Source organism: Psychrobacillus sp. FSL K6-2365, assembly GCF_038003165.1.
Taxonomy (GTDB): Bacteria; Bacillota; Bacilli; order Bacillales_A; family Planococcaceae; genus Psychrobacillus; species Psychrobacillus psychrodurans.
Window position 1 is genome coordinate 3,051,995 of sequence record NZ_JBBOOO010000001.1, and the last position, 25,136, is coordinate 3,077,130.

The 25,136-nt window shown below is 35.8% G+C and carries 23 protein-coding genes and 1 riboswitch; of the genes, 4 read left to right on the forward strand and 19 right to left on the reverse strand.

Annotated features, from left to right (window positions below; translation table 11 throughout):
* Positions 1-47 precede the first annotated feature (47 nt).
* The 11 genes from MKY29_RS15295 to MKY29_RS15345 all read right to left on the reverse strand — a co-directional run bounded on the left by MKY29_RS15295 (position 48) and on the right by MKY29_RS15345 (position 12,520).
* On the reverse strand, positions 48-965 hold the full coding sequence (locus MKY29_RS15295) for a nuclease-related domain-containing protein (RefSeq protein WP_276517611.1): 918 nt from the start codon (positions 963-965) through the stop codon (positions 48-50).
* Between the two features lie 553 nt (positions 966-1,518).
* Complete coding sequence (locus tag MKY29_RS15300; protein ID WP_093494918.1) at positions 1,519-2,325, reverse strand: MetQ/NlpA family ABC transporter substrate-binding protein; 807 nt, start codon at positions 2,323-2,325, stop codon at positions 1,519-1,521.
* A 62-nt stretch (positions 2,326-2,387) separates the two neighbouring features.
* Positions 2,388-3,056, reverse strand: coding sequence for a methionine ABC transporter permease (locus tag MKY29_RS15305; protein WP_090567049.1), 669 nt, complete (start codon positions 3,054-3,056; stop codon positions 2,388-2,390).
* Complete coding sequence (locus tag MKY29_RS15310) at positions 3,049-4,074, reverse strand: methionine ABC transporter ATP-binding protein (protein WP_093494919.1); 1,026 nt, start codon at positions 4,072-4,074, stop codon at positions 3,049-3,051. Before MKY29_RS15310 ends, MKY29_RS15305 begins: the two co-directional genes overlap by 8 nt.
* Before the next feature lie 209 nt (positions 4,075-4,283).
* Positions 4,284-4,388: riboswitch (SAM riboswitch) on the reverse strand.
* Between the two features lie 35 nt (positions 4,389-4,423).
* Positions 4,424-4,744, reverse strand: coding sequence for a thioredoxin family protein (locus tag MKY29_RS15315; protein WP_090567043.1), 321 nt, complete (start codon positions 4,742-4,744; stop codon positions 4,424-4,426).
* An 11-nt stretch (positions 4,745-4,755) separates the two neighbouring features.
* Positions 4,756-5,106: a toprim domain-containing protein gene (locus MKY29_RS15320; protein ID WP_090567040.1), complete on the reverse strand. Its 351-nt coding sequence runs from the start codon at positions 5,104-5,106 to the stop codon at positions 4,756-4,758.
* 74 nt (positions 5,107-5,180) lie between these two features.
* Complete coding sequence (gene gcvH / locus MKY29_RS15325; RefSeq protein ID WP_090567037.1) at positions 5,181-5,561, reverse strand: glycine cleavage system protein GcvH; 381 nt, start codon at positions 5,559-5,561, stop codon at positions 5,181-5,183.
* Between the two features lie 73 nt (positions 5,562-5,634).
* Complete coding sequence (locus MKY29_RS15330; protein ID WP_090567034.1) at positions 5,635-5,997, reverse strand: arsenate reductase family protein; 363 nt, start codon at positions 5,995-5,997, stop codon at positions 5,635-5,637.
* A 1,169-nt stretch (positions 5,998-7,166) separates the two neighbouring features.
* Complete coding sequence (locus MKY29_RS15335; protein ID WP_340880194.1) at positions 7,167-8,948, reverse strand: acyl-CoA dehydrogenase family protein; 1,782 nt, start codon at positions 8,946-8,948, stop codon at positions 7,167-7,169.
* 27 nt (positions 8,949-8,975) lie between these two features.
* The gene (locus tag MKY29_RS15340) at positions 8,976-10,151 is read right to left on the reverse strand and encodes an acetyl-CoA C-acetyltransferase (RefSeq protein ID WP_241599468.1); all 1,176 of its coding nucleotides are present in this window, start codon (positions 10,149-10,151) and stop codon (positions 8,976-8,978) included.
* Between the two features lie 29 nt (positions 10,152-10,180).
* A complete protein-coding gene (locus MKY29_RS15345; protein WP_340880876.1) occupies positions 10,181-12,520 on the reverse strand; it encodes a 3-hydroxyacyl-CoA dehydrogenase/enoyl-CoA hydratase family protein in 2,340 nt (779 codons plus the stop codon).
* A 194-nt stretch (positions 12,521-12,714) separates the two neighbouring features.
* Between MKY29_RS15345 and MKY29_RS15350 the strand changes: the two genes are divergently transcribed.
* Together MKY29_RS15350 and MKY29_RS15355 are read left to right on the forward strand one after the other, a co-directional pair.
* Positions 12,715-13,080 carry a thioredoxin family protein gene (locus tag MKY29_RS15350; protein WP_269915744.1) on the forward strand — a complete coding sequence of 122 codons (366 nt, stop codon included), beginning with the start codon at positions 12,715-12,717 and terminating at the stop codon, positions 13,078-13,080.
* Between the two features lie 201 nt (positions 13,081-13,281).
* Positions 13,282-13,746: an STAS domain-containing protein gene (locus tag MKY29_RS15355; RefSeq protein WP_093494923.1), complete on the forward strand. Its 465-nt coding sequence runs from the start codon at positions 13,282-13,284 to the stop codon at positions 13,744-13,746.
* Positions 13,747-13,809: 63 nt separating this feature from the next.
* On the opposite strand, the gene MKY29_RS15360 is transcribed toward MKY29_RS15355, so the two are convergent.
* Entirely contained in the window at positions 13,810-15,066 is a 1,257-nt protein-coding gene (locus MKY29_RS15360; RefSeq protein ID WP_340880195.1) for a GNAT family N-acetyltransferase, read from the reverse strand.
* A 150-nt stretch (positions 15,067-15,216) separates the two neighbouring features.
* Between MKY29_RS15360 and MKY29_RS15365 the strand changes: the two genes are divergently transcribed.
* Entirely contained in the window at positions 15,217-15,732 is a 516-nt protein-coding gene (locus MKY29_RS15365; RefSeq protein ID WP_340880196.1) for a C39 family peptidase, read from the forward strand.
* On the opposite strand, the gene MKY29_RS15370 is transcribed toward MKY29_RS15365, so the two are convergent.
* Positions 15,733-16,608, reverse strand: coding sequence for a 5'-3' exonuclease (locus tag MKY29_RS15370; RefSeq protein WP_093494926.1), 876 nt, complete (start codon positions 16,606-16,608; stop codon positions 15,733-15,735). It abuts the gene before it with no gap.
* A gap of 105 nt (positions 16,609-16,713) precedes the next feature.
* Here MKY29_RS15370 and MKY29_RS15375 point away from each other — a divergent pair, with 105 nt between their 5' ends.
* Entirely contained in the window at positions 16,714-17,928 is a 1,215-nt protein-coding gene (locus MKY29_RS15375; RefSeq protein ID WP_340880197.1) for an NAD(P)/FAD-dependent oxidoreductase, read from the forward strand.
* 144 nt (positions 17,929-18,072) lie between these two features.
* Here the strand turns inward: MKY29_RS15375 and MKY29_RS15380 are convergent, their stop codons facing one another.
* The 6 genes from MKY29_RS15380 to murJ form a co-directional block, all read right to left on the reverse strand.
* The gene (locus MKY29_RS15380) at positions 18,073-19,056 is read right to left on the reverse strand and encodes a polysaccharide deacetylase family protein (RefSeq protein WP_241599463.1); all 984 of its coding nucleotides are present in this window, start codon (positions 19,054-19,056) and stop codon (positions 18,073-18,075) included.
* A 142-nt stretch (positions 19,057-19,198) separates the two neighbouring features.
* Complete coding sequence (locus tag MKY29_RS15385; RefSeq protein ID WP_340880198.1) at positions 19,199-19,822, reverse strand: hypothetical protein; 624 nt, start codon at positions 19,820-19,822, stop codon at positions 19,199-19,201.
* Positions 19,823-19,837: 15 nt separating this feature from the next.
* On the reverse strand, positions 19,838-20,746 hold the full coding sequence (locus MKY29_RS15390; RefSeq protein WP_340880199.1) for an NAD-dependent epimerase/dehydratase family protein: 909 nt from the start codon (positions 20,744-20,746) through the stop codon (positions 19,838-19,840).
* A complete protein-coding gene (locus MKY29_RS15395) occupies positions 20,743-21,843 on the reverse strand; it encodes a glycosyltransferase family 4 protein (RefSeq protein WP_340880200.1) in 1,101 nt (366 codons plus the stop codon). Before MKY29_RS15395 ends, MKY29_RS15390 begins: the two co-directional genes overlap by 4 nt.
* Before the next feature lie 47 nt (positions 21,844-21,890).
* Positions 21,891-23,390, reverse strand: a complete 1,500-nt coding sequence (locus tag MKY29_RS15400) for a GNAT family N-acetyltransferase (protein WP_340880201.1) — start codon at positions 23,388-23,390, stop codon at positions 21,891-21,893.
* 213 nt (positions 23,391-23,603) lie between these two features.
* The gene (gene murJ, locus MKY29_RS15405) at positions 23,604-25,121 is read right to left on the reverse strand and encodes a murein biosynthesis integral membrane protein MurJ (RefSeq protein ID WP_340880202.1); all 1,518 of its coding nucleotides are present in this window, start codon (positions 25,119-25,121) and stop codon (positions 23,604-23,606) included.
* Between the last annotated feature and the right edge of the window lie 15 nt (positions 25,122-25,136).

Genomic DNA, 25,136 nt, shown 5'->3' on the forward strand with positions numbered 1-25,136 from the left:
AGTCACTTATTAAAGTGAATAGGATTAGTAGTATACATAATATTCTATTAACATTTTTTTGAACTGTAGTTCGTGTAGTAAGTATTAGAGCCTTTTCCGTATTTTACTAAGTCAGAGCTTGATAGAATTCTTTTTGCTTCATACCTGTTGTTTAAAAGTAGAAACTCTCTACATTCTTTATTAGTAATAGTTTCTTTACAGAGCGAAAAATAAGTGGAAACTGCTTTTTTGTGTGCATATGAATTGTTTTCTTTACAAGTAGGACAATACCAAGTTCGGGCTATTTTCTGCATTCCAATAAATCCGCAGCTTTCACATTTTACTCCGAGCTTTAAATCTTTAAGTGAAATTGAGAAATGTTCGATAAGAGGAATGGATGGAGGCGAATAGGTACTTCTTAGAATTACTTCTTTTATTTTCTCCATTTCTTTTTGACTTAGGGTTGAACTATTTTCGGGGAAATGTCGTAGGTAGGAACGCATTTCATTCCTATACATTATTTTAACGCCGCTGACTGAATGTTTAACAAAACTATTACGAGACGCAAAGATTACTACACCATGAATTGGGACTGAAATATTATACTGGAGGAAGAACTGAGAAAGTTGATATTTATATTCATTCAACTGATTTGCGGGGCAAGGATATTTAGTTATTCTTCCATCCTCTTTTCGTTGGATAAGTTGTGATGGATTAGTCGAAAACTCTAATTCCCCAATGATGTTTTTTACTTCAAGAATTACTACTCCATATGGGGTTATTATCAGGAAGTCTAATTCAAATGCAAATTCCGCAAAGAGAAACACCTTGTGAAAAATATAACATCTATATGGAATTTTCATTTGCTCTAGCACTTTGTAAATAACCTCTTCACCATAATCTCCTGCTTTAATAGCACCTATCTCTTTAGAAATTCTTGTATATTGTGGATGTTGCGGAGAAAGTCTTTCTATTAAATCAGACATTCTTGCTACATATTTTGAAGGGAAATACGGTTTAATTATCAAATTATCATCACCTCTTCAACACAATATCACGAATAGTTAGTCTTTTCTAGACTAAATTTTTTTATTGTGCAGATTGGTGAATAAAGAATGCTTGAAAAGCGGTATTGACTCTTTTTAGTGCTCAGTTTCTGCTGGACGGATACCAGACTGGCTCGAGCACTTTGACTACTCGATCGGGCGCTTGCGACTTCTTCTCGGGCGTTCGTCCTACCCCGGGCGGATAACAGGTTAGCCTGGGCACTTAGAATACTCGATCGGGCGGTTGCGAATTCCTCTCGGGCGTTCGTCCTACCCCCGGGCGGATAGCAGGTTGGCCTGGGCGCTTAGAATACTCGAACGGGCGGTTGCGACTTCCTCTCAGGCGTTCGTCCTACCCCCGGGCGGATAGCAGGTTGGTTCGGGCGCTTAAAATACTCGAGCGGGCGGTTGCGACTTCCTTTTGGGCTTTCGCCATTCGCCTGCACAAAAAAAAACAGACACCCGAAGATGTCTGTTTCCTCAAATAATATTATTATTTTACTGGTACTACCGATCCGCCCCACTCGCTTAGGATGAAGTCTTGAATTTCTTCAGATTTCAATGCTTCTACTAAAGCTTTAATCTCTTTATTGTCTTCATCACCTGAGTTTACAGCAATGATATTCACATATGGAGATTCATTAGATTCTTCAATTGCAATAGAATCTTCTAATGGATTGATACCAGCGTCTATTGCGTAGTTAGAGTTGATCAATACTGCATCGCCTTCTTCGTTTTCATATAACTGAACCATCAGTGCTGATTCATAGTTAGCGTCAAATTCAAGATTTTTAGGATTATCAACGATGTCTTTCACTTCAGCTTTTGTTTTGTCAACACCATCTGCTAATTTAATTAGTCCTTTTGCTTCTAACATAGCAAGAATACGACCGTGATCTGCAACAGAGTTACTCATTAGAATTGTTGCACCTTCTGGAAGCTCTTCAATAGAACCGTATTTTTTAGAATATAAACCGATTGGTTCAATATGTATTTCACCAGCGTTAGCAAAATCATATCCAAAATCAGCTTTTTGTGACTCAAAGTAAGGGATATGTTGGAAATAATTCGCATCCAAGTCACCTGAATCTAAATCTTTGTTTGGTAATACATAATCTTGATACGATTCTACAACAAGTTCAATTCCTTGTTCTTCAAGAATTGGTTTAACTTCTTCTAATATAACTGCATGAGGTACGTTCGATGCACCTATTACAAGTTTACTACCCTCTTCTTCTCCGCACGCTGCAAGTGTTAATGCACTCACTGATAATAAAGCTCCAGCTAATAACTTCTTCATTTTCAAATCTCTCCCTTTTTACCTATGTTTTCTATGTGATCGAGTACTCTCGTTTACACCTATTATCGTTTATCTATTTTTGTAGTAATTAAATCGCCTATCCACTGAATTATAAATACCATGATTAATATTAGTATTGTGGCAACAAGTGTTACATCTGTTCTACCTCTTTGGAATCCATCTAAGAATGCTAGCGTTCCTAGTCCCCCAGCACCGATAATACCGGCCATAGCTGTATAACCAACTAGTGAAATCCCCGTAACCGTAATACCTGATACTAATGCGGGCATAGATTCTGGCAATAGAACCTTCCAAATAACAGTAGAAGTTTTAGCGCCCATCGATTTAGCTGCTTCTAGTACTCCTTTATCAATTTCTCGTAGAGCTATCAACACCATACGAGCGTAAAATGGAGCAGCTCCAATAACTAAAGCTGGGAATGCAGCATTTGGCCCACGCATTGTTCCAACTAAAAACTTCGTTAATGGGATTAATAAAATAATCAAAATAATAAATGGAATGGAACGGAATATATTAACGAAAGCTCCTGTTAACCAGTTCGCTAACTTGTTCGCCCATGCTTGATGAGGACTAGTTAAGAAAAGTAAAAGACCGAGCACTAGCCCAATAATTGCTGTCAGTATAGTAGATACTGCAGTCATATATAATGTTTCAACGGTTGCTTCCCACATTTTTGGCCAATCAACATTAGGAAATAAATCATTAATCATTGTTGATCACCTCTGTATTTACTTTTTGTTCATGTATATAGCGGATTGCCTCATCCACCAATAATGCATCTCCTTCTAGTTGAAGGATTAAGGTACCAAATGCGCCATTTTGTGTATGCGAAATATTACCTTGGACAATATTGACTTCTAAATCAAATTGCTTAATAAGTCTCGACAATATTGGTTGTTCTGTTTGCTCTCCAACAAATACTAGCTTTATCAGCTTGCCATTTGGATATAGCTCTTTTAAATGCTGTATTGTTTGTATTGCTTTATTGGAATCACTTACTTGCGAGACAAAACGTTTTGTAATAGGTTGTTGCGGGTTTTGGAATACATCTAGTACTTTTCCTTCTTCTACTACATGACCTTTTTCCATTACTGCAACACGACCGCAAATCTTTTGAATAACCTGCATCTCGTGGGTAATCAAAACAATTGTCAGCCCTAATTTTTCATTGATACTAACTAATAAGTCTAAAATTGAGTCTGTAGTTTCTGGGTCTAACGCAGAGGTTGCTTCATCACAGAGAAGCACTTCTGGACGATTGGCTAATGCCCGCGCAATTCCGACACGTTGTTTTTGTCCTCCTGATAACTGTGAAGGATAATAATGTCCGCGACCTTCTAAACCAACTAAATCAATTAGTTCCTCTACTCTTGAAGAACGTTGTGCTTGTGGAACACCAGCAATTTCTAATGGAAAAGCAATATTTTCCGCAACCGTTCTTGACCATAACAGATTAAAGTGTTGGAAAATCATACTTACCTTTTGTCTTACTTGACGAAGCTTCACTTCATTTATCTTAGTAATATCTTGATTGTTGACGATAATTTGACCCGAAGTTGGCTTTTCTAATCCATTCAATAATCGAATAAGTGTACTCTTTCCTGCACCACTGTATCCAATGATGCCGAAAATTTCACCTTTCTTTATGTCAAGATTCACCTCTTCAACTGCAACGATTGTACCTTGTTTCGTGCTAAATTTTTTCGAAACATTATTTAAACTAATCATGGGAAACTTGCCACCTTTCTACGAAATGCTCAATTGCCTATCTATCTTCAAGAAATATTGTATGAATTTTTAATCCTGCATTTTAAAACTACTCAATGAGTCAACAGTTACTATGTAAATACATATACTTCCCATTTCTATCTAAAAAAACCCTCCTGCAAAAGAGCAGAAGGGTTTTAAGTTATTTATTTTAATAACGTTCATCCATTCTCTCATTTCCCAAAGCAACAGCTTTGCGTGATTTGGCACCATTTCATTTACATGACGGTTGCCGGGCTTCATAGGGCACTTCCCTCCACCACTCTTAATAAGAGTAACACTATTTAATTTGTTGGTATATCGAATGTTATCACACGACTACTTGCTCGTCAATACTTTTTATTGTCTCTAATATAAATGGAACTGATTGAAATGCATATATCTTTTTATATACAGTTCCACCTTTAGCGATTATCAGGCATGGTACGCTTTCAATATGATAATCCATTGCAAAATTCTCTAGATAGTTAATATTTGCTTGGCCAATTGAAAAAGGCATCATCTCTTGTACAACTTGCATCATCTTACTTGCAACTTGGCATGTTCCACATAAGGGTGTATAAATATAGAACATTGTAAGCTGTCCACTGTTCTTATGGTCGTTCCACTGTTCAAGTGTCCATTCATTCACATTACATCATCCTAAAGTAAATATTGTCTCTTCACTTTTATATTAACACTTTTTAATATAGATGCCAAAACTTTGAACGGTGTAGTCGCCACTTCACAATACATTGGATTGGTATATAGATGAATAGCTTCAGGGTATTCTTTCCTGACGATGGAGCGAATTTGCTCGCCTGATCTATCCGCATCTAAAAACGCATAAATAGGAATACCGTCGTAAGGACTTAAAATCTCTTCTAGCTTTACATTGGATATCGTTCCGTTTGTACAAATAATTTCTGTTGATTCATCAAGTAATTTTAAAAGCTTTAATTTATCTGATCTTCCCTCAACTATAATTATTTTTTCACTAAAGACAATAGCCATTCAGCATCTCTCCCAACTATGCCCTTTCCAATATTATATGAAAAAAACGCCGACATTAAGCGGCGTTTTCATAATTATTCTGAAATTAATTCTTCGTATTTTTCTGGAGAAAGTAAACCATCGACTTCCGTTACATCAGCTGGCTCTACAACAATCATCCATGCATTTTCATAAGGGGATTCGTTTACATATTCAGGGTTATCTTCTAATTCTGTATTTACATCTACTACTTTACCGCTTATTGGTGCATACAGTTCAGATACAGTTTTTACAGACTCTACACTACCAAATGGATCTCCTGCTTTAATATCATCTCCGACTTGTGGAAGCTCGACAAACACGATATCTCCAAGCTCTGATTGTGCAAATTCAGTAATACCGATACGGATATTTCCGCCTTCAGTCTTTACCCATTCGTGCTCTGCTGAGTATTTTAAATCTTTAGGTGCGTTCATATATATACCCCTCTCCATTAATAATACATTCATCTACTATATTCACATATTTTTATAGTAAAAACAAGTGACTTTAAGAAGTCTTCCAAACATCCTCAAACTGTTGTTCCTTGAAGCCTAGCGTTAATTTTTCACCATCAAAAACAACTGGACGTTTAATAAGCATTCCATCAGAAGCAAGCAAGGCTAATTGCTCATCTTCTGACATCGTTGGAAGCTTGTCTTTTAGACCAAGTTCTCGATATTTCATACCAGAAGTATTAAAGAATTTTTTGAGTTCTAAGCCACTTACTTCGAACATTTTTTGAAGCAAATCTTTAGTTGGAGGATTTTCAGCTATATGGTTGTCTATGTATTCTATATCATTGTCCTTTAACCATTTGCTCGCTTTTCTACACGTTGTACATTTAGGATAGCCATAATATTGAATAGTCATGTTGTACCACCTTTTTCTTTTTATCATACATAATAGTGTAAGAGATGAGCAATCATTTTGAACGGTGACTAAGGATTCAACCTCGAATTAAGAAATTAAGACTCAAAAAAAATGCCCACCCTTTAAGTTCAAAACCTGTTTCCAACGTTTCCGAAATGCTCTGGACTAACTTGTTGCTATATTATTGCCGATTGAATTTTTAGTGATGCTGGTTGGTTGTGACGTCCGTCACAACCAACCAGCATCATTTTTTTCGGTAATTTTATGGCGCTTATCTGTCCGTCGCTCTTCTACAACTTCTAGAAACACGTTAGTGCATTTTTGGATAACTAGAGAAAAGCTACTTTCCTATTCATGGAGCAGGCCCCCGAAGATACAATTTCGGGGGCTCTAACGCTACTCTATACGATAGATACCGTCTATTTTTATGTCGTATACTTTTTTATTAGTTGAAGAAATCCATAAGAAATGCCCTAATTAAAAATTTTTGATAACAAATCCAGAGCCTCTACATTGCATGCAATCCTCTGTATTCTATATCAACAGGAAGACTGATTTTATATACTCAAGATGCATAAATATCCTTATATCTAATGAATGATTTGGTCTTAATTTATCTTTACTTGCTCTCACCTATTGTTTACTCGCTCATTTCTGTGGCTTACTTGCGGTCGTAAACGATTTACTTGCTCTAGGCCTATATTTACTTGCGGACTTTTACCTTTTACACGCGGAGTGGATAATTTTACTAAATTTCATTACTCATTCACAGCCAAAATCTGTAGAATTGAATGACTAATAGTTGCTTTCCACTCAATTTGTCGACTGCAATTGATAGTGTCTTTAGATGCCCCTGCATATTTAACGTGTTTTTCATAAAGGCTTGATTTTAATTGATGAATAATGACTACACACTTAATTGATTGTAGTGGAAAGCGGCGACTCCAGCAGGATAAGCGAGAAAGTCGAGACCCACAGGGAGGATTCATAAATACGAAAGATTTAATACATCGTGTGTCGTTAATTTGTGAACGGAATCCCATTGTCCCGAGGAGGCTCGGCCTCGCCTGCGGAAAGCGTCCGCTTGCAACGAAAATCAACTGTATTATTATTAATTAGGGATAAATAAAAAAGCCGATCTACTAGAATCGGCTTTTTCGTTTATTTGATTAAAGAACGTATTTTTCTGCTTCGATTAGTTTAACGGATGCTTCTCGTTTTTTCTCAATAACATTGTATGGTGTGTAGCGTGTTAATTTACGTAAAGCGGAAATCATCATACGTTGATTATCTCCATCTACAGATGCAATAAGTGTCTCTTTTGCTGCCTGTTCGATTTCAATAAAAGCTTCTTGTGTGAAGATTTGTGTATAAAGAAGTTTTTGTGCTGCTTTTTCTTCTCCATCACGTCCAATTGCTTTTTCTGTACGTAGAACTGCTGATTCCATTGCAAATAAGTTATTTGCTATGTTAGCGATGTTCACAAGTACTTCTTGTTCTGCTTCTAACTTTGTACCAAAAGGTTGTGCAGCAAGACCAGCAACTAGAATGCCAATTTTCTTCGCATTAGCTACTAATACTTTTTCTTGTGCAAGAGCTTCCGTACCAACCTCTTCTGGCATCATCATTAATAGCTCTTCTTGTAAGCCTTGAGCCTTTTGAAGAAGTGGTAATTCACCTTTCATCGCTTTTTTCAGGAATGTTCCTGGAACGATTAGGCGGTTAATTTCATTTGTTCCTTCGAAAATACGGTTAATACGCGAATCACGGTAAATACGCTCTACTTCATACTCTTGCATAAATCCATAACCACCATGTAATTGAACAGCTTCATCAACGATATAATCTAGAACCTCAGATCCTACTACTTTGTTGATAGAACATTCAATTGCATATTCAGCGATTGAAGCAGCAATTGCTTTGCCGTCTTTTTGCTCTTCTGCACTCAATTGACTCATACGCTCTTCAAAATAACCAACAGTACGGTATATTAAACTTTCAGTTGCATACAATTTAGATGCCATAGTAGCCAGTTTGTTTTTCGTTAAATTAAAGGAAGAGATTGGTGTCTTAAATTGTTGACGCTGATTTGTATAAGAAATTGCTAATTCTAATGCGCGTTTAGATCCACCAATTGTACCTACCCCTAATTTATAACGACCAATATTTAAGATATTGAATGCGATAATATGACCGCGACCGATTTCCCCTAATAGGTTTTCTACAGGAACTTGAGCGTCCTCTAGGATTAGTGTACGAGTAGAAGAAGACTTAATCCCCATTTTCTTCTCTTCTGCCCCAACAGAAACTCCAGGGAATGTTTTTTCTACGATAAATGCAGTGAATTTGTCTCCATCTACTTTAGCGTAAACAACAAATACATCTGCAAATCCAGCATTTGTAATCCATTGTTTTTCACCGTTTAATACATAGTGTGTACCTTCTGCATTTAATTTCGCAGTAGTTTTTGCTCCTAATGCATCTGACCCTGAACCTGGCTCAGTTAATGCATAGGCAGAAATTTTTTCACCTGATGCTGAGTTTGGAAGATATTTTTGTTTCTGCTCTTCATTACCAAAAAGAACGATTGGTAATGTACCAATTCCTACATGAGCACCGTGTGTTATAGAAAAACCACCAGCTACAGACATTTTTTCTGCAATAAGTGCAGAGGAAACTTTGTCTAAGCCAATTCCGCCGTACTCTTCAGGAATATCAGCTGCAAGTAAGCCAAGGTCTCCCGCTTCTTTTAATAAACGTACAGAGTGGTCAAATTCATGATGTTCCAAGTTTTCTACTACTGGAAGTACCGAATTTTTTACATACTCTTCCGTCGTTTTCGCAATCATCTTTTGCTCATCATTAAAATCCTCTGGTGTAAATATGCGACTTGCGTCTAAGTCTTCAACTAAAAATGCTCCGCCTTTAATTGCATCTTTTAATTCGTTCATGTATATTCCCCCTAGTTTATATTTTTTTTAAAGTAATTCGAACACTCCAGCAGCTCCCATTCCACCACCGATACACATTGTAACAACTCCAAATTGCTTTCCTTGACGTCTCAATTCACTCATCATTTTCAATGATAAGATAGTTCCCGTAGCTCCAAGTGGGTGGCCTAATGCAATTGCTCCACCGTTTACATTCACCTTTTCCATATCTATACCTAAGTGACGAACAACTTGAATAGATTGAGAAGCAAATGCTTCATTGATTTCCCAAAGATCAATGTCTTCGATTGATAATCCTGCAAGTTTTAATGCTTTTGGTACCGCTACAATTGGTCCGATTCCCATTACCTCTGGTGGTACTCCCCCAACTGCAAATGAACGGAATTTCGCAAGCGGCTTTAATCCTTGTGCTTCTGCAACTTCACGATCCATGATTAATACAGCACCTGCTCCATCTGAAGTTTGTGAAGCATTACCTGCTGTTACTGATCCGCGAACATTGAATGCAGGACGTAATTTAGCAAGTGTTTCTACTGTAGTTCCTACACGTACACCTTCATCCATTTCAAACATGAATTTTTTCTGCTGTGCTTTATTGTTTTCGTCTACAAAATGCTTTATAACTTCTACTGGGACAATATCATCATTGAACTTTCCTGCTGCAATTGCGGCTGCTGCTCGTTCATGTGATCTTACTGCAAATGCATCCTGATCTTCACGACTAATACTATACTTAGTTGCCACTTGTTCAGCTGTGTGGCCCATTCCCATGTAGTATTGAGGGGCTGTTTGTGCTAGATGTGCGTTCGGACGAATCGTATTACCCATCATTGGAACCATACTCATAGACTCCACCCCACCAGCGATTATCGCTTCGGCATGACCTAACATAATACGCTCTGCTCCGTATGCAATTGATTGTAGACCAGATGAACAGAAACGGTTTACTGTAATCGCTGGTGTTGTATCTGGTAGACCTGCTAATGCACCAATATTACGAGCAACGTTCATCCCTTGCTCTGCTTCTGGCATTGCACATCCTAATATAAAATCATCAATCGGACCATCATAACCGCCCGCTCTTAGTAATGTTTCTTTTACAACCAGTGCCCCAAAATCATCTGGACGCACTGTTGCTAGAGATCCTTTTTTCGCTTTACCTACTGGCGTTCTTGCCCCTGCTACTATGACTGCTTCACGCATGAGTTTTCCTCCTTTACCTTTATGCAAGATTAGTTGCGTAATGGTTTGCCTTTCACTAGCATGTGTTGCATTCTTGCTTGAGATTTTGGATCAGCAACTAAGCTTAAGAAAGCTTCTCGCTCCAAGTTCAGTAAATATTGCTCGTCGACTAAAGTACCGTATGGAACTTCTCCACCTGCAATAACATAAGCAAGCTTTTTAGCAATTTTCAAATCATGCTCACTAATATATCCAGATAAAAGCATACCTTCTGCTCCTAAAATAAGTGCTGCATATCCTGGAGATCCAGAAACTGGTACTTTTTCACGAATCGGTGCTTTATATCCGCCTTCTGCAAGAGCTAATACCACTTGTTTCGCATCGTATATTAAATGATCAGGATTTACACTAATTCCATCTACAAAATTCAAGAAGTTATTTTCACGCGCTTCTTCACCCGAGGTTGAAACTTTTGCCATTGCAATTGTTTCAAATACTTTGCTTGCAACTGTAAGATAATCTATCTCAACACCGTTTGGAAGTCCCTTCAAGTGCTTAATATAAAGCTCTTTGTTACCTCCTCCACCAGGGATAAGACCAACCCCAGCTTCTACTAATCCCATATATGTCTCAGAAGATGCTTGGATATGAGCAGCAGGTAAGCAAGTTTCTGCTCCACCACCTAATGTCATTCCAAATGGAGCAACTACTACTGGTTTAGCAGAGTATTTAATCTTCAACATTGCATTTTGGAATTGACGAACAACAAAATCTAATTCGAAAATATTATCGTCCTGTGCTTCCATTAAAATCATTCCTAGGTTTGCCCCAACACTGAAGTTTTTACCTTGGTTACCTATGACAAGGCCCTTGAAGTTCTTTTCTACTTCATCTACGGCAAAGCTAATCATTTGAAGGATATCTAAACCAATAGAGTTCGATTTCGAATGGAATTCAAGCAATGCAACTCCATCACCTAAATCTATTAAGCTTGCACCAGAATTAGATTTAATAACACCATGTTTCTTCTTATACCTTTTTAAGTCAATTACCTTTTCGTTTACGGAAACTAATGAATAATCAGATCCATCGAAATAGTATTGATCACCATTTTCTTCTTTATAGAAAGATGTAAATCCTTTATCCAATAATGATTGGACGAATGCAGGAACTTCCAAGTCCTCTGCTGTCATTTTTTCAACTGATTCATTTACACCGATTGCATCCCATATTTCAAATGGACCTTGTTGCCAACCGAATCCCCATTTCATCGCTTGGTCAATCGCAACTATATCATCTGCAATTTCCCCATGAAGCTGAGCTGAATAGATTAATGTAGGACTTAAAATACTCCAAAGTAATTCACCAGTTCTATCTTTTGCATAAGTTAATGTTTTCACTTTTGCTGCAAGACCTTTTTGTTGCTTCGCCATTTCCATTGAAGGCGTTTTCAACTTCTTCATTGCCTCATATTCAAGTGTTTCAGGATTTAGTTCTTTGATTTCTTTACCTTCTTTTAAGAAGAAACCTTGCCCAGATTTAGCTCCTAGCCATTTGTTTTCAAGCATTTTTTGCATAAATGCAGGCACTTCAAATACTTTTTGTTCCTCACCAGATGTTTGGTCATATACGTTTTTCGCAACATGTGCAAATGTGTCTAAACCAACGACATCTAATGTACGGAACGTGGCTGACTTCGGTCGACCGATTAGTGGCCCTGTAACAGAATCTACTTCTCCAACGGAATAACCTCTAGCTTGCATTTCACGCAATGTTACAAGTAAACCATATGTCCCTATACGGTTTGCTATGAAGTTCGGAGTATCCTTTGCAATTACAACACCTTTTCCTAACACATCTTCCCCAAATTGCTTCATGAACTCTACAACTTCAGGAGCAGTAGTTGTTGCAGGAATTACTTCTAATAGCTTCAAATAACGTGGAGGATTGAAGAAATGTGTTCCTAAGAAATGCTTTCCAAAGTCCTCTGAGAGCCCTTCCACCATTGCATTAATACTAATTCCCGATGTATTAGAGCTAATGATTGTTCCAGGCTTACGAACTGCATCTATTTTTTCATATAAGCTTTTTTTAACTTCTAAGTTTTCAACAACAACTTCGATAATCCAGTCCACGTCTTTTAATTTTTCAAGATCGTCCTCTAAGTTTCCAACAGTTATTAACTGTAGGTTTTTCTTAGCAGTAAGTGGTGCCGGTTTTTGCTTCAACAATTTTTGAATAGCTGTCTCTGCAAATTTATTTCTTACTGCTGGATGCTCTAAAGTTATTCCCTTTGCTTCTTCATCTTTACTAACTTCTTTAGGTACGATATCTAATAATAATGTAGGTATACCAATATTCGCTAAGTGAGCAGCAATTCCTGAGCCCATTACTCCGGAACCTAAAACAGCTGCCTTTTTAATTTGATATGTCACGTGCACAGCCTCCCCTTCGTCTTGAATGAATACTCATTCATTTTGATAACAAAAAAAATAGAAGCAATCTCTATGTCTATTAGTTTAGAACAATATTTAAATTTTCGCAATAATAAAATGAATAAATAATTCTTTTTTCTTTCTCCAACATAAGAAACAGTGTAAACTGTAAACAAAGTCATAGGAGGTATAAAAACATGCAAAAAATTACAACTACTGAACAATTCAACGAGATTATTTCTGGGGACAAAGAAGTATTAGTAAAATTTGAAGCTGGTTGGTGCCCTGATTGTCGTCGTATGGAAATGTTCATTGATCCAATAGTCGAAAAATATAACCAATATACTTGGTACGAAGTAAACCGTGATGAACTTCCGGAAGTTGCGGAAAAATATGAGGTAATGGGAATTCCAAGTCTTCTTATTTACCAAAACGGCGAGAAAAAAGCTCACCTTCATAGTGCAAATGCAAAATCTCCTGAGCAAGTAACAGAATTTTTAGATGCACAAAACTAAGTAAAATAGTATCTATAAGTCAAAGCATCTAAATGTTATACTGCGACGAGCTGTGCGCAGGAGCACTGTTACTGAATTTTTAGATGCACAAAACTAATAGTATAGAATGGCTGTTTCTTTCGGAAGCAGCCTTTTCTTTTTTAATTGGGGCCAAGTATTTGTAATCGTTATAATAAGAAAAAAACAGAGGTGCTTCTTTATATGTCACACGAACAAGAAATGATTGCATTAAAAGAAAAACTCGCTTATTATGAGCGAATTATTAAGACAATTTCTACTCCTATTATTCCATCTATCGTTCCTAAAACCATCTTAATTCCTATTGCAGGCTATATGTTTAGGGAGCGCTTTGAAAATATTCAGACGAAAACTCTCCAGTACATAGGAGATCATAAAGAAATTGAACAAGCAGTATTTGATTTTACTGGGGTTAATGTAGAAGATGTAGAAGCTTTCGATTACAATGAACTTGCCATGTCTATTACAAATTTGAACAGCTCACTTCGATTAATGGGAATTCGACCAATTTATGTTGGTTTTAATCCGCGTTTTATCCGTGAAATTGTTCATGCTAGTATTCAAGTGGATATTGAGACATATAAAAGCTTCCGTGAGGCATTAAACAAAATTTTAGTTGAATCAAATCAGTTCATCGGTATTAAATAAATATAACGGAGAGCCGCATATACTATAGCGACTCTCCGTTATCCCTTAACCATTATGAATAGCTCAAAAAGCTGTAAAACAAATAGGTCCATTCCTCGGTTTAAACCACTCATCTAACATTTTAGGTTCCAATTGATGCACTTTTGCTTCCCCATAGTTATATAGTGACTCTAAGGTTACAGAACCCATCCACCAAGAACTTAAATCATGTATTCCAATTGTAATACCCGCTTGTTCATGCGTTTTTTCAACTTTTTGAATTTCCCATCGTTCTCTACTGTATGATAATTTATATACCCCGTGCTGCTCAGTAATAAATGAATCCTCTATTTCCAACAAAATCTGTGTATTTTCCTGCGGTCTTCCTAGTCCATTAAAATTAGTTCCATTAACAAATGATTGTATATTTGTTATTCGATACATAATCCCTGAACCGGTAGTAGCCACTTCATGATAAACGCTCGGAATTACATGATTTGAATCATTTAATGGATTAAAAAGACTGTATACAAATGATTGATCATTCGTACGGAAAATAACTCGATCTACTTGATCCTGTTGTGAACTTACCCAAGAAGCAAGTTGCTTATAGGCACTTGGATTACTCCAAATCCATTCGTGGATAATCATATGTTGATGTAGAAAATGACTGTCCTTTACTGGATCCAAAGTGAAAGCTAGTGCCCCAACTAAACAGTTTTCTTCTTCTACACCAACATAATATGTTTTTCTTGTTTTAATATACTCCTTTTCCTTCCAAGTCCTTTTTAACATTCCATGATTATTTTGAGCGTATTCATTGTATAAAGAAACGATGGCATCTTCATCCGATGGTGTTAAAAATTTCACCTTACTTTTATTGCCGTCCGCAATCATTTCGCCTGGTTTAAACTTAAATTCATATCTTAATGGTCCATAGCCATAGCCCATTTTCCGATAGAAACTAGGATTAAAGGGATAGAGTGAGACAAGCGCCACATTTTCTTGTCTAGCGTAGTTATGAAAATAAGATAAGAGTTGAAACGCCACTTTTTCTTTTTTATGTAATAAGTGGACAGCAACCATTCCAATACCAAATATGCGTTGAAACTTTCCATTTATATTACATTCAAAATCATTTACACGAAATATCCCTAGAAGCTCACCCTGTTCATCAAAACAGCCGAAAAACTCTATACCATTATCTTTTTTTTGTTCAGTTGCTAATCGCTCTATGAATTCTTTTTTCTTTTCATCTGACTGTATTAGCATCCCGGGATATGCAAGTGCTGCTATATCTGCCGCCTGTGTCAAGTCTTCTATTTGAAGTAAACGAATCATACGATTCCCCCTTTTTTTATCGATTGTGATAAATTGTATTATAGATTAGGTAAACAATTTTGAAAATACAAATACAAATTATTTCCAAAAAAACAAAAAAGTTTTTCCCATATTTAAATAGGAAAAACTCTTTGTACCCGGAGGTCTGATATGAAAACACAACTGCCAGTTCAAGGTTACTCTCAATATGACACGTCGATTCAAGCAAATTATCGTGCTTCTGCTTGTGGCCCAGTTACTGCTTATGTTTTGTTAAATTTTTTGTTCACTAATGCAAATCCTTATCAGCCTAATGAATTATATAAAAAATTGGGAGGAACACGCATTGGGTTATTTACCTACCGTTTTATTCGTAACATGCGTAAATTGCTCGGACCAAATTGGAAAGTAAATAAATGCACACTCCAAGTAGCATTAAACGAGTTGAAAAATGGAAGACCCGTCGCATTAAAGTTTGACAAATACTTTTCGCTACAGTGGAATAAAAGTTTCACTTTCTCCTACCACTGGGTCCCGCTTATTGGCTATGAAATCGTAAATAGTGAACTGGTCCTAATCCTCCATGACAATGGAGGTAGAAACCGTCCCAGTCAAATTAGAAGAGTTCACTATTCAGAAAATGCTTCGATCCTTACGTTTATTCAAATTACTCCGATCGGAGAATAACTATTTTTGAAGCTGTCTTGCTAAGATAGTGTAACCATGTTCATATAAAAAATCATGCTTCGCCGATGGTATATCTTTAATTAATAAATGTTCTAGCTCTGCTCCAATCGGTACATCTCTTCGAATCGTAGCTAGCTCTTTGGAGAGTTTTAACATCTCCAAATCGGTCTCGATTTTCGTTCGCTGACCTGCTTTCAAAAGTGGCAGTGCCTCCAATACTTTATCGACTGTTCCATAAGTTTGGACAAGCTGTAGTGCGGTTTTCGGACCTATTCCTTTCACACCTGCATAGCCATCACTAGAATCTCCCATAAATGCCTTCACATCTGGGAAAAGTAATGGAGAAATGCCGTATTCTTCAAGAAAACGAGCTTCATTGTATACATCATATATGGTGAACCCTTTTTTAGTGAATGCAATTTCCGTAGAAGGCTCTAGTAATTGCAGAAGATCCTTATCTCCACTAACTATTGTAAACCTCGCGTCTTCCTTCCATTTATGCGTAATGGATGCAATCGTATCATCCGCTTCCATTCCAGCTATCCCAAAGTTCATCCATCCCAAATGCTCTGATAATTCCTGCGCCATATCAAATTGAGGAATAAGCTCTTCGGCTGGCTTGGGACGGTTTGCTTTATAGCCATCATATAGCTCATTTCTAAATGTAAGCATCCCTTTATCCCAGCAAACTGCCATATGGGTCGGTTGCATTAAAGTTTGTGCTGCCAATACATGGCGAGCAAACCCTTGCACGGCATTTGTTGGAATTCCTTTGTCATTTTTAAAAAAATTGCCAGACATTGCTGTTGCAAAAAACGATCTAAATAATAATGCCATTCCATCTATTACTAATACATGTGGTTTTTCCTGAGTCATTTTAAACACCCTTTTTTTAAAGTTAACTTATTATAACATGAGTAGATTCAATCTATTAAATAGGGGGTATATAAATTGGAAACTAATAGAATGGAGTATGAATAGATGAATATACATAATGGTTCTCTTTATTGGCCAACTACTACAATACCCTTCACCCCTAAAACTACTTCTGAAAAACTAGATATATACGATGTTGTAATAGTTGGTTCGGGAATATCTGGAACGCTTACTGCACTTGCATTAGCAGAAAGTGGACTTAAGGTTGCTATAGTTGATAAGCGTGAGTTGGCAACAGGAAGTTCAAGTGCGAATACTGGCCTTCTACAATACTCCAATGATATTATGCTGCACGAACTCATCGGCCAAATCGGAGAAACAGATGCTGTTCGCTTTTATCAGCTCTGTTATGAAGCAATGGATGATCTTGAACGAATTGCAAGGAAATTACCAATTGAAGTAGACTTCATACGAAGACCAAGTATATGTTATGCGAGCGACGAAAACGATGTAGAAAAAATAAAAGCTGAATATGATACATTAATAAATTATGGGTTTCCATGTGATTATTGGGGAAGAAATGAAATGGCAGAAAAAATGCCTTTTACCAAACATGGCGCCTTAGTAACTTATGGTGATGCGGAGATTAATCCACTCAAGTTTGTCCACGGGATACTTTCTAAATTAGAGGAGTTAGGTGTACATTTATTTCCATACACGGAGGTAATAGATGTATTTGAGGATAACGATTCTTTAGATATCCGTACTAACAGACACCCTTTGTATGCTAGCAATATCATATACACAACTGGTTATGAAACTACTCCCGTGGGTGAGCGGGTCGGAGCTGATATTAACCGCTCTTATGCATTTGTCAGCAATCGAATCGCAGAATTTAGTGATTGGTACGAACAAGCGTTAATATGGGAGACAAAGCGTCCTTATTTATATATTCGCACAGCAGTTGACGGAAGACTAATTGTTGGGGGTTTGGATGAGGATAAGCCTGAAGCACCTCAATCAGATGAACTAATTCAGCAACGAACCGAAAATTTATTACAGCAAGCGAAAGAGCTTTTCCCTGACTATGATATTCAGATAGATTATGCATATGCCGCAAGCTTTGGCGAATCTATTGATAATATTCCATTCATTGGTGAGCACCCGACTAAAAAAAATCAGTTTTACTTACTTGGATATGGCGGAAATGGTACTGTATATAGCATGCTAGGTTCACATATTTTAAAAGATTTAATAACAGGTAATCGAAACGAAGATGCCGATCTTTTTCAACTTGAACGGAAATATGGCGTGAAGTAACTTGTTTTGTTTAGATATATCATAGGAAATCTTAGAGAGGATCACGTTGCACACATGATCCTCTATTCATCTTGATATAAAATTATCGACTCTAATGAATAATTCCCCTAAATTTTATTAGTTTTAAAGCTAAAACTATAGATATTAAAAAACAACAATAAACGGGAAGTAGTAGCTTTTTTCAACTACTTTTGACGCAATAATTTTTAAAACTTCTGTAACATCCCTCATATGCATACTTTGAAAGTTATACTTATGCTTCAGGTAATCTACATGCTTTAAGATTTCCTCTAAAAACTGTAGATTTTCCTTTGTATTTCTCCCAAAATTATGTGGATGCCACCATAAGTGATAGAGTTCATTTTTCTTTGCAGCCTTAGTCAATCCCTTTTTAATTCGGCGAAGACGAAGTTTCTCTAAAAAAGAAAATTTGCTACTATAAGGTCTTAAAAAGCGACTAGAAGGAATATTGACAATTGGATCTGTCTCGATATTCTTCAAGCTATAAGTATGTTCCCCTGATATATTCACATATGCATCTATTAATCTCAGAATTCTTTTGGTCATTGTGTTTGTTTTACTTGTGTATGCTCCATAAATCCAACTTTCTTCATTGCCGCGATAAGCAGTGATTCCATACTTCTTGCATACGTTTAAATAATCGATATTCGTTTGATTTCGTGGGAAAACTAAAGATGAAATCTTTTCCTTTAGTTGAACAACCGTTTTTAAATCCTTTTCAAAATTCCCTATTTGTTGCCCATCTTCTAAGCAATAATAATGAGAAAACGTATGTGTTCCAATTTCCTGATTGGGTACTGCTTTAATCGCTTCAATAAGTGAGAGCCCATAATGATAAGGATCCTGTAATTCATCTTCTCCAACTTGCCATAAGTTAGACTTTGGAGAAAATGCATCCTTTTCATATGGAAAATCTAAATCCTCTAGTTTGGTCAAAAGTTCTCTCTTACTTTCGCAATAAAGCATTCCAACAATTGCCCAAGTAGCGTGAATATCATACTTGAGAAACAGCTGCAGAATCCCTGGGATGGCTAGACGAGCCCCAAGTATATTTCCTCCATACTCTTCAAGTGTAAACACATCATGTACTCCCCAGTTTAGCTCCATATCTAAAGAAACAATTAGAGCTCCCAGTACCTCACCCTTCCTTCATTTTAATTGACCTTAACGATGGACAAACTAACCTACAATTAAAATCACCGTGTAAGACATCGCATATCGTAAATTATATGATTAGAATTTCATTCTTTTAACTCTTTCTTGAAAAATACACTTCTTTTACCCATAAAAAATTTCTATATAGAAGAGAACGGACCGTATTCGTTGAAAAAATTAATGATATACCATCATGCTTATAACTATAACTTTGATTGTCTCCAGGTGTTTCTAAATTAGGTAACTCATCATATATCATCTTTAATTTTTTGTTAACATCTTTAGCTTTGATATTCCTCGCTACTAAATACTCAGAGAGTTTTAAAAATGTTTTTCCTCTTTCTTTTAATTCATTTAACTGAAATACAATTTGCTTACGTTCATTTATAATGGAATCAAATAAGAACATTATAGTTCGACTGGCATCACTTTTTTTAACAATCAAATCCATTACTTGATTTTCAAAAAGTGTCAAAAAGAAAAAAACATGCACACCCCCTGTTTTCTTCACTTCGAACGGGAAAAACGCAATGACTCTGTTATTATCTTTAACTGCATGTATTTCTACCTTTCTACCTACTTCTAAAGAAGTCCACCAATTATAAACATATTCATATTCTAAAAACGGGTTTGTATTTTCATTCGCTTCCAAAATAGCTGACCATTCTTTTTCGTGTAAACTAAAATGCTTGTAGGTGTTAATCAGAATATGCTCCACACAATCCCCTTTCGACTAGATTTGTTTTAACTGAGTATAGTGATGAATAGTTTCTTCTAAGCCTGCTACAAAACTATACGATGGCTCCCACTCAAAGGTGAAAATAGCCTTCTTATTTGAGAGAATACTTCTTACAATCTCTCCTTCTCCTAAAGAATCATAGCTTGGCTTTGATTTCACATCAGTAAGTTCTGATAATTGCTCGTAAACTTGTTGAATAGATATTTCGGTGGAGGAACTAATATTAAATACACCTGTTTGATCTGCTATTAATGATTGAACGCAAGCGGCTGCAACGTCTTTTACATATATAAAATCTCTTGTTTGATTGCCACCGAATATGACTGGATTCTTTCTATTAATTATACAGTCAAGAAATTTTGTAATTACCCCGCCTGCTTGCAGCGGACCATATACATTTGAAAATCGTAATATACAACTTTTTAGACCAAATAACTTTTCATATAATTGAACATATTTTTCTGCAGAGAGCTTGGACAAAGCATAAAAAGATAAAGGAGCGAGTTTTGAATCTTCCTTAATAGGTAAAGTAGTGGGATTTCCGTATACTGCAGCTGTCGATGCAAATATGCACTTTTTCACATTATACTGTTTGGAGAAACGCAGAATATTAAGTGTACCAACTAAGTTTGATTGGCAATCTTCCATTGGTTTTATCATTGATTCAAATACGGAGGATTGGGCAGCTAAATGAATGACATAATCTGGTCGCTCATATTCAAATATACGCTCTATGTCATTATTTGTTATATCTATTTCATAAAACTGTGTATCATATGAAAGATTACTTTGCTTACCCGTTGACAAATTATCTACAGCAACGACAGTAAATCGTTGTTCTAATAATGCCTGTACTACGTAGGAACCGATAAATCCAGCTGCTCCAGTTACTAATACTTTCAATTTTTCTCCCCCATTACAGTTATGTTGTAGTAAGTATTTAGTGTTTTTTGATACATTTTTTCAAACGTGAAAATACCCTCATAGATTTCTCGGCTTTTCTCTCCCATTTTTTTGCGAAGTAACTCCCCTTCTATTAATAGGGATAGTTGCTCTTGTAAGTTTTCATGTATTAAAAATCCATTTTCCCCATTTCTAACAGCCTCTTTCACTCCACCGACATTGGACGCAATAATGGGAACTCCCTGTGCCATAGCTTCTAAAATACTTAAAGGAAGGCCTTCCCAAGAAGAGTTTAGAACAAAAATATCCGCCTCGTTTAATAACTCCGAAACGTTTGAATGATTACCTAGAAAAGTTACTTTATGACCTAGATTATTTTCCAGTACAAATTGAGCAGTTTTCTGTTTCAAGCTCCCATCACCAGCAAAAATCATATGCCAATTCAAGTCCTTTAGTGATATAAGCGCCTCTAACAGTTCTTGTTGTTTTTTAGGTTTTTCAAAACGAGCAACCATCAAAATATTCACAAATTCCCTGTTCCCTTTTTCTAGCCCTGCATTTTTCGTATCAATTACACCATTATGAATTGTTTTTATCTTTGCAAATGGAAGCACTTGATGTTTTAATGCTAAATTTCTATCATGATCACAAACAGTAATTACGGTTGAGCTTATTTTTCCGATACACCTTTCAACTTTCCTATAAAAGCGTTGCTGCTTTTTTTCCACACCCTCTGTAAATGACCAACCGTGCGCAGTAAATACAAAAGGAATACGCAGCGACCAACAAGCAATCCTTCCTAGTATTCCGGCTTTTGAAGAATGGATGGCTACAATTTCTGGACGCAATTTTTTTATTTTTTTCCTTATATCTAATAATGCTATAAAGTCTTTTATCGGATGAATATTACGTATTAAAAACTTACTATGCACATAAGTGATGGAAGGTACAACTAAATCCTTCGGAACTTTCTTTTCCCCACCAGAAACAATAGTCACCGTATGACCATCCTTTGCAAGTTGTCTAGCCAAATCACGGACATGCACTTGAGCTCCACCTAATTCATTCATATGTGTGATTAGTTGAACAATTCTCATCCACTATCCCTCATTTTCTATATTAGAGAAACTACAAAAGTTCAAACCTAGTAGATAATTGTCTTGCTAAAACCCAAAATCGTCCTTTTGAAAACCCTTTCATCTATAGTGAATCCTAAACTTTCAACCGCAATTATCTTTTTTTTAGAGTTTTCCTTCACGCATACAAACATTGTATTGGCTTTATTTTGCTTTTTTACAAAAGAACAAATCTCCCTAAGATTTTCAGGTTTCCAATTTTCTATAAACACTGACTTTTTTTTAAAGTTTTTTAAAAAGGAGATTTCATTTATTCGAATGACTCTTTCATTTATCCAGAACACCGACTCAAAAGGTAAATTATTTGACTTATAATATCCTTTGTAGGCACCGTATATTTTCGTACATATCTTTTTCATATGATATTTTCCTATTTCATCGTTTTGAATAGCATTCTTTAAAGATAATGCTACAAAACTATCATTTTCTATTTCGGGACCATTCTTTCTTGGCATCTCATAAATTCTATATCGCTCCCATTCAAATAAAAACTTTTTAATTTTTAATAGGAAATAAGATATTTCATTCCATGCCTCTTTGGACTTTTCTGCTTTCAAAATGTTTTTCAGAACAAATAACATTTTCCCTATTTTATTTCGTTTATACAAAACTATTTTTTGGTTCTGTTTTATACGATGAATTACCCTTTCTTTCATTGAGATCACAGTACGAGCTGTCCTAGCTAAAAGAGTTCTAGACGAAAATATCATTTTGATTGTGAAATCGACATCTGTATTCAATTCAAACTTATATGCCTCATATCCGATACTCAAATCAAAGATACTATTTTTTTTCTTACTACATTGAAGAATTTTTTCCTTTTCAAGAATTTTACCAGGGCTAAAAATTTCAAAGTCATCATCAAATCCTAATACATAACTCACATATCTTTCTCGACATCTGAAACCGTAGTTAAACGCAATCATTCTATCATCAATATATAGTCCATCTAATTCTATATTGACTGGTCCACCTTGAAGTTGTGTTAAACTTCTAAAGAAGTTCTTCTCCTTCTGATTGGTAAAACCACTAGTGTCGTGTTTTTTCTTCCATCTCTTTTCATGGAGTTGAAAAATTGCATCCATTTTTTCAGCTCCGATTTTCAACACTTCCATATCCGCGTTTTCCAGCAACTTTTTTTCCCCTCTATTAAGGCGATGCAACTTTTGTCTTTTCTTTAAATATTCATCCATTTGTATTTTATCTAAATTTATAAATGGTGTAATAACGCAATGGGTTGAAAAGGATATACTTTTCTTGCGTAAATATGCTTCAAGAGTTCCAGGTGTCGCGCAACTATTTAATAACCCATGCATATTAAATAGAACGTGCTTTCTTTTACTAATAATGCCATCTATAACAAATTCGATTGCAAGCCCCAATGAATGATCGTATCCGATAAAATTCATATAATTTGCCTGACCAAACCCGATAAAACTATATTTGTATAACCATCCCTTTTTATCATACATAAATGGGAAAAAAGCAATTATTTCTTCATTATCCAAAACGGTAATAATCTCCACATTACTCTCTCTTCCTAAATGTCTCCACCATTCATATACCCAGTCAAATTCGATAAATGGATTTGTATTTTGGTTCTCCTCCAAAATAAAGGACCAATCTTCCCGAAATTGATTCAGTTGTTCTAGCGATGATATCGTTATTAATTCCATGTTTTCAGAAGCTCTCCCCATTCCAATAAATAATTTATTTTCTTTTTATAAATGAATTATCTTCCGCAAATAGTTTAGAAATAATTTTGACTCCTTCACTTTTAGTAGAATAATTAGAATGAAGTAGATAACACTTCCAGTAAAGATGACTACCGTCATCTTAAATAAAGCATTCCAACCGGTTAATACATATTCATTCATTACATATACAATAATCCCCATTACAGTTGCAGCAAAAATTACTTTCATAAAAGTGATAAAGTTCCCTTTTAAACCGAACGATCCAATTTTTTTTCGAAGCTTGATAACTAAAAGAGTAGAACAAAAAAGTGCAGAAATGCTCGTTGCAAGTGCAAGTCCACTGATTCCCATATAAGAAGATAATATGAAATTTAAAACAATATTTAAGACTACTGACAAAGATGCATTATACATAGGTGTTTTCGTATCTTGAAGGGAATAAAATGTTCGATTTAAAATTTCACGAAAACCATAACCAATCATCCCGATAGAATAAAAAAACAGCGCATGAGAGGTCATATCAATTGCTCGGTCGTCAAAATGTCCATGTCCAAAAAGCATTCTAATAATAGGTTCTGCTAAAATCATTATTCCAATGCTTGCAGGTACAACAATGAGGATCACACTAGAAATAACTTCACTAATAGATGCCTTAAAGTCTTCTGTATTTTTTTTAGCTGCCATGTTCGAAATAAGAGGAAACATTACCGTTACGAATGAAAGTACAAAAATACCTTGAACAAAATCATTCAGTCTACTGGCATACGTCAAAGCGGAAATTCCCCCTTCCACTAACTTGGATGCAAGTGTTTTATCAACCATCAAGTTTATTTGGTCGATGGATATACCGATCATAATGGGAAAAACGATCCCAGCCATTTTCTTTATATTCTTATCTGTAAACTGTAAAATTGGAGTATATCGATAGTTTGTTTTGCTTAATGAAGGAACTAAAAAAAACATTTGAATCACAGCTGCTAAAACACTCCCAATCGCCAAAATCATAATATTCGATTGAGAAGAACTTATAACAATTGAAAGGATAATAATGATATTGAAAGGAAAACCAATCATAGCGGGTATGGTGAATTTTCCATGCAGTTGTAGATAACTTGTGAAGAATTGGGTTAGACTTGTAAAATATATACCTACTAATCCAATACGAGTGAAGAGTACTGTAGTTTTTAGTGTCTCCCCGTCAAAACCTAAAGCGAATAATTTTACTAATATATTTGAAAAAAGAAATCCCATTACAATGACAGCTGTTGTAACTAACAACACAATATTAATTAGATTATTTGTAAAAATGGATGCCGATTGATGACCTTTTTCATGCTCAATTTGTTTAAACATTGGGATATATGCAGTTGATATCCCTGAAATGATAAGATTGAATAATACGGATGTAATTGTAATTGAAATGATATAAGCATCACTAGTAGAAGTAGCACCGTAAAAAAAGGATAGTGTTATATCGCGCAGAAATCCGGATACTTTTGATAAAACAGCGATAATCATCAAAAGAACGGCTGTCTTTTTCATGGTTTCAATGGTTTG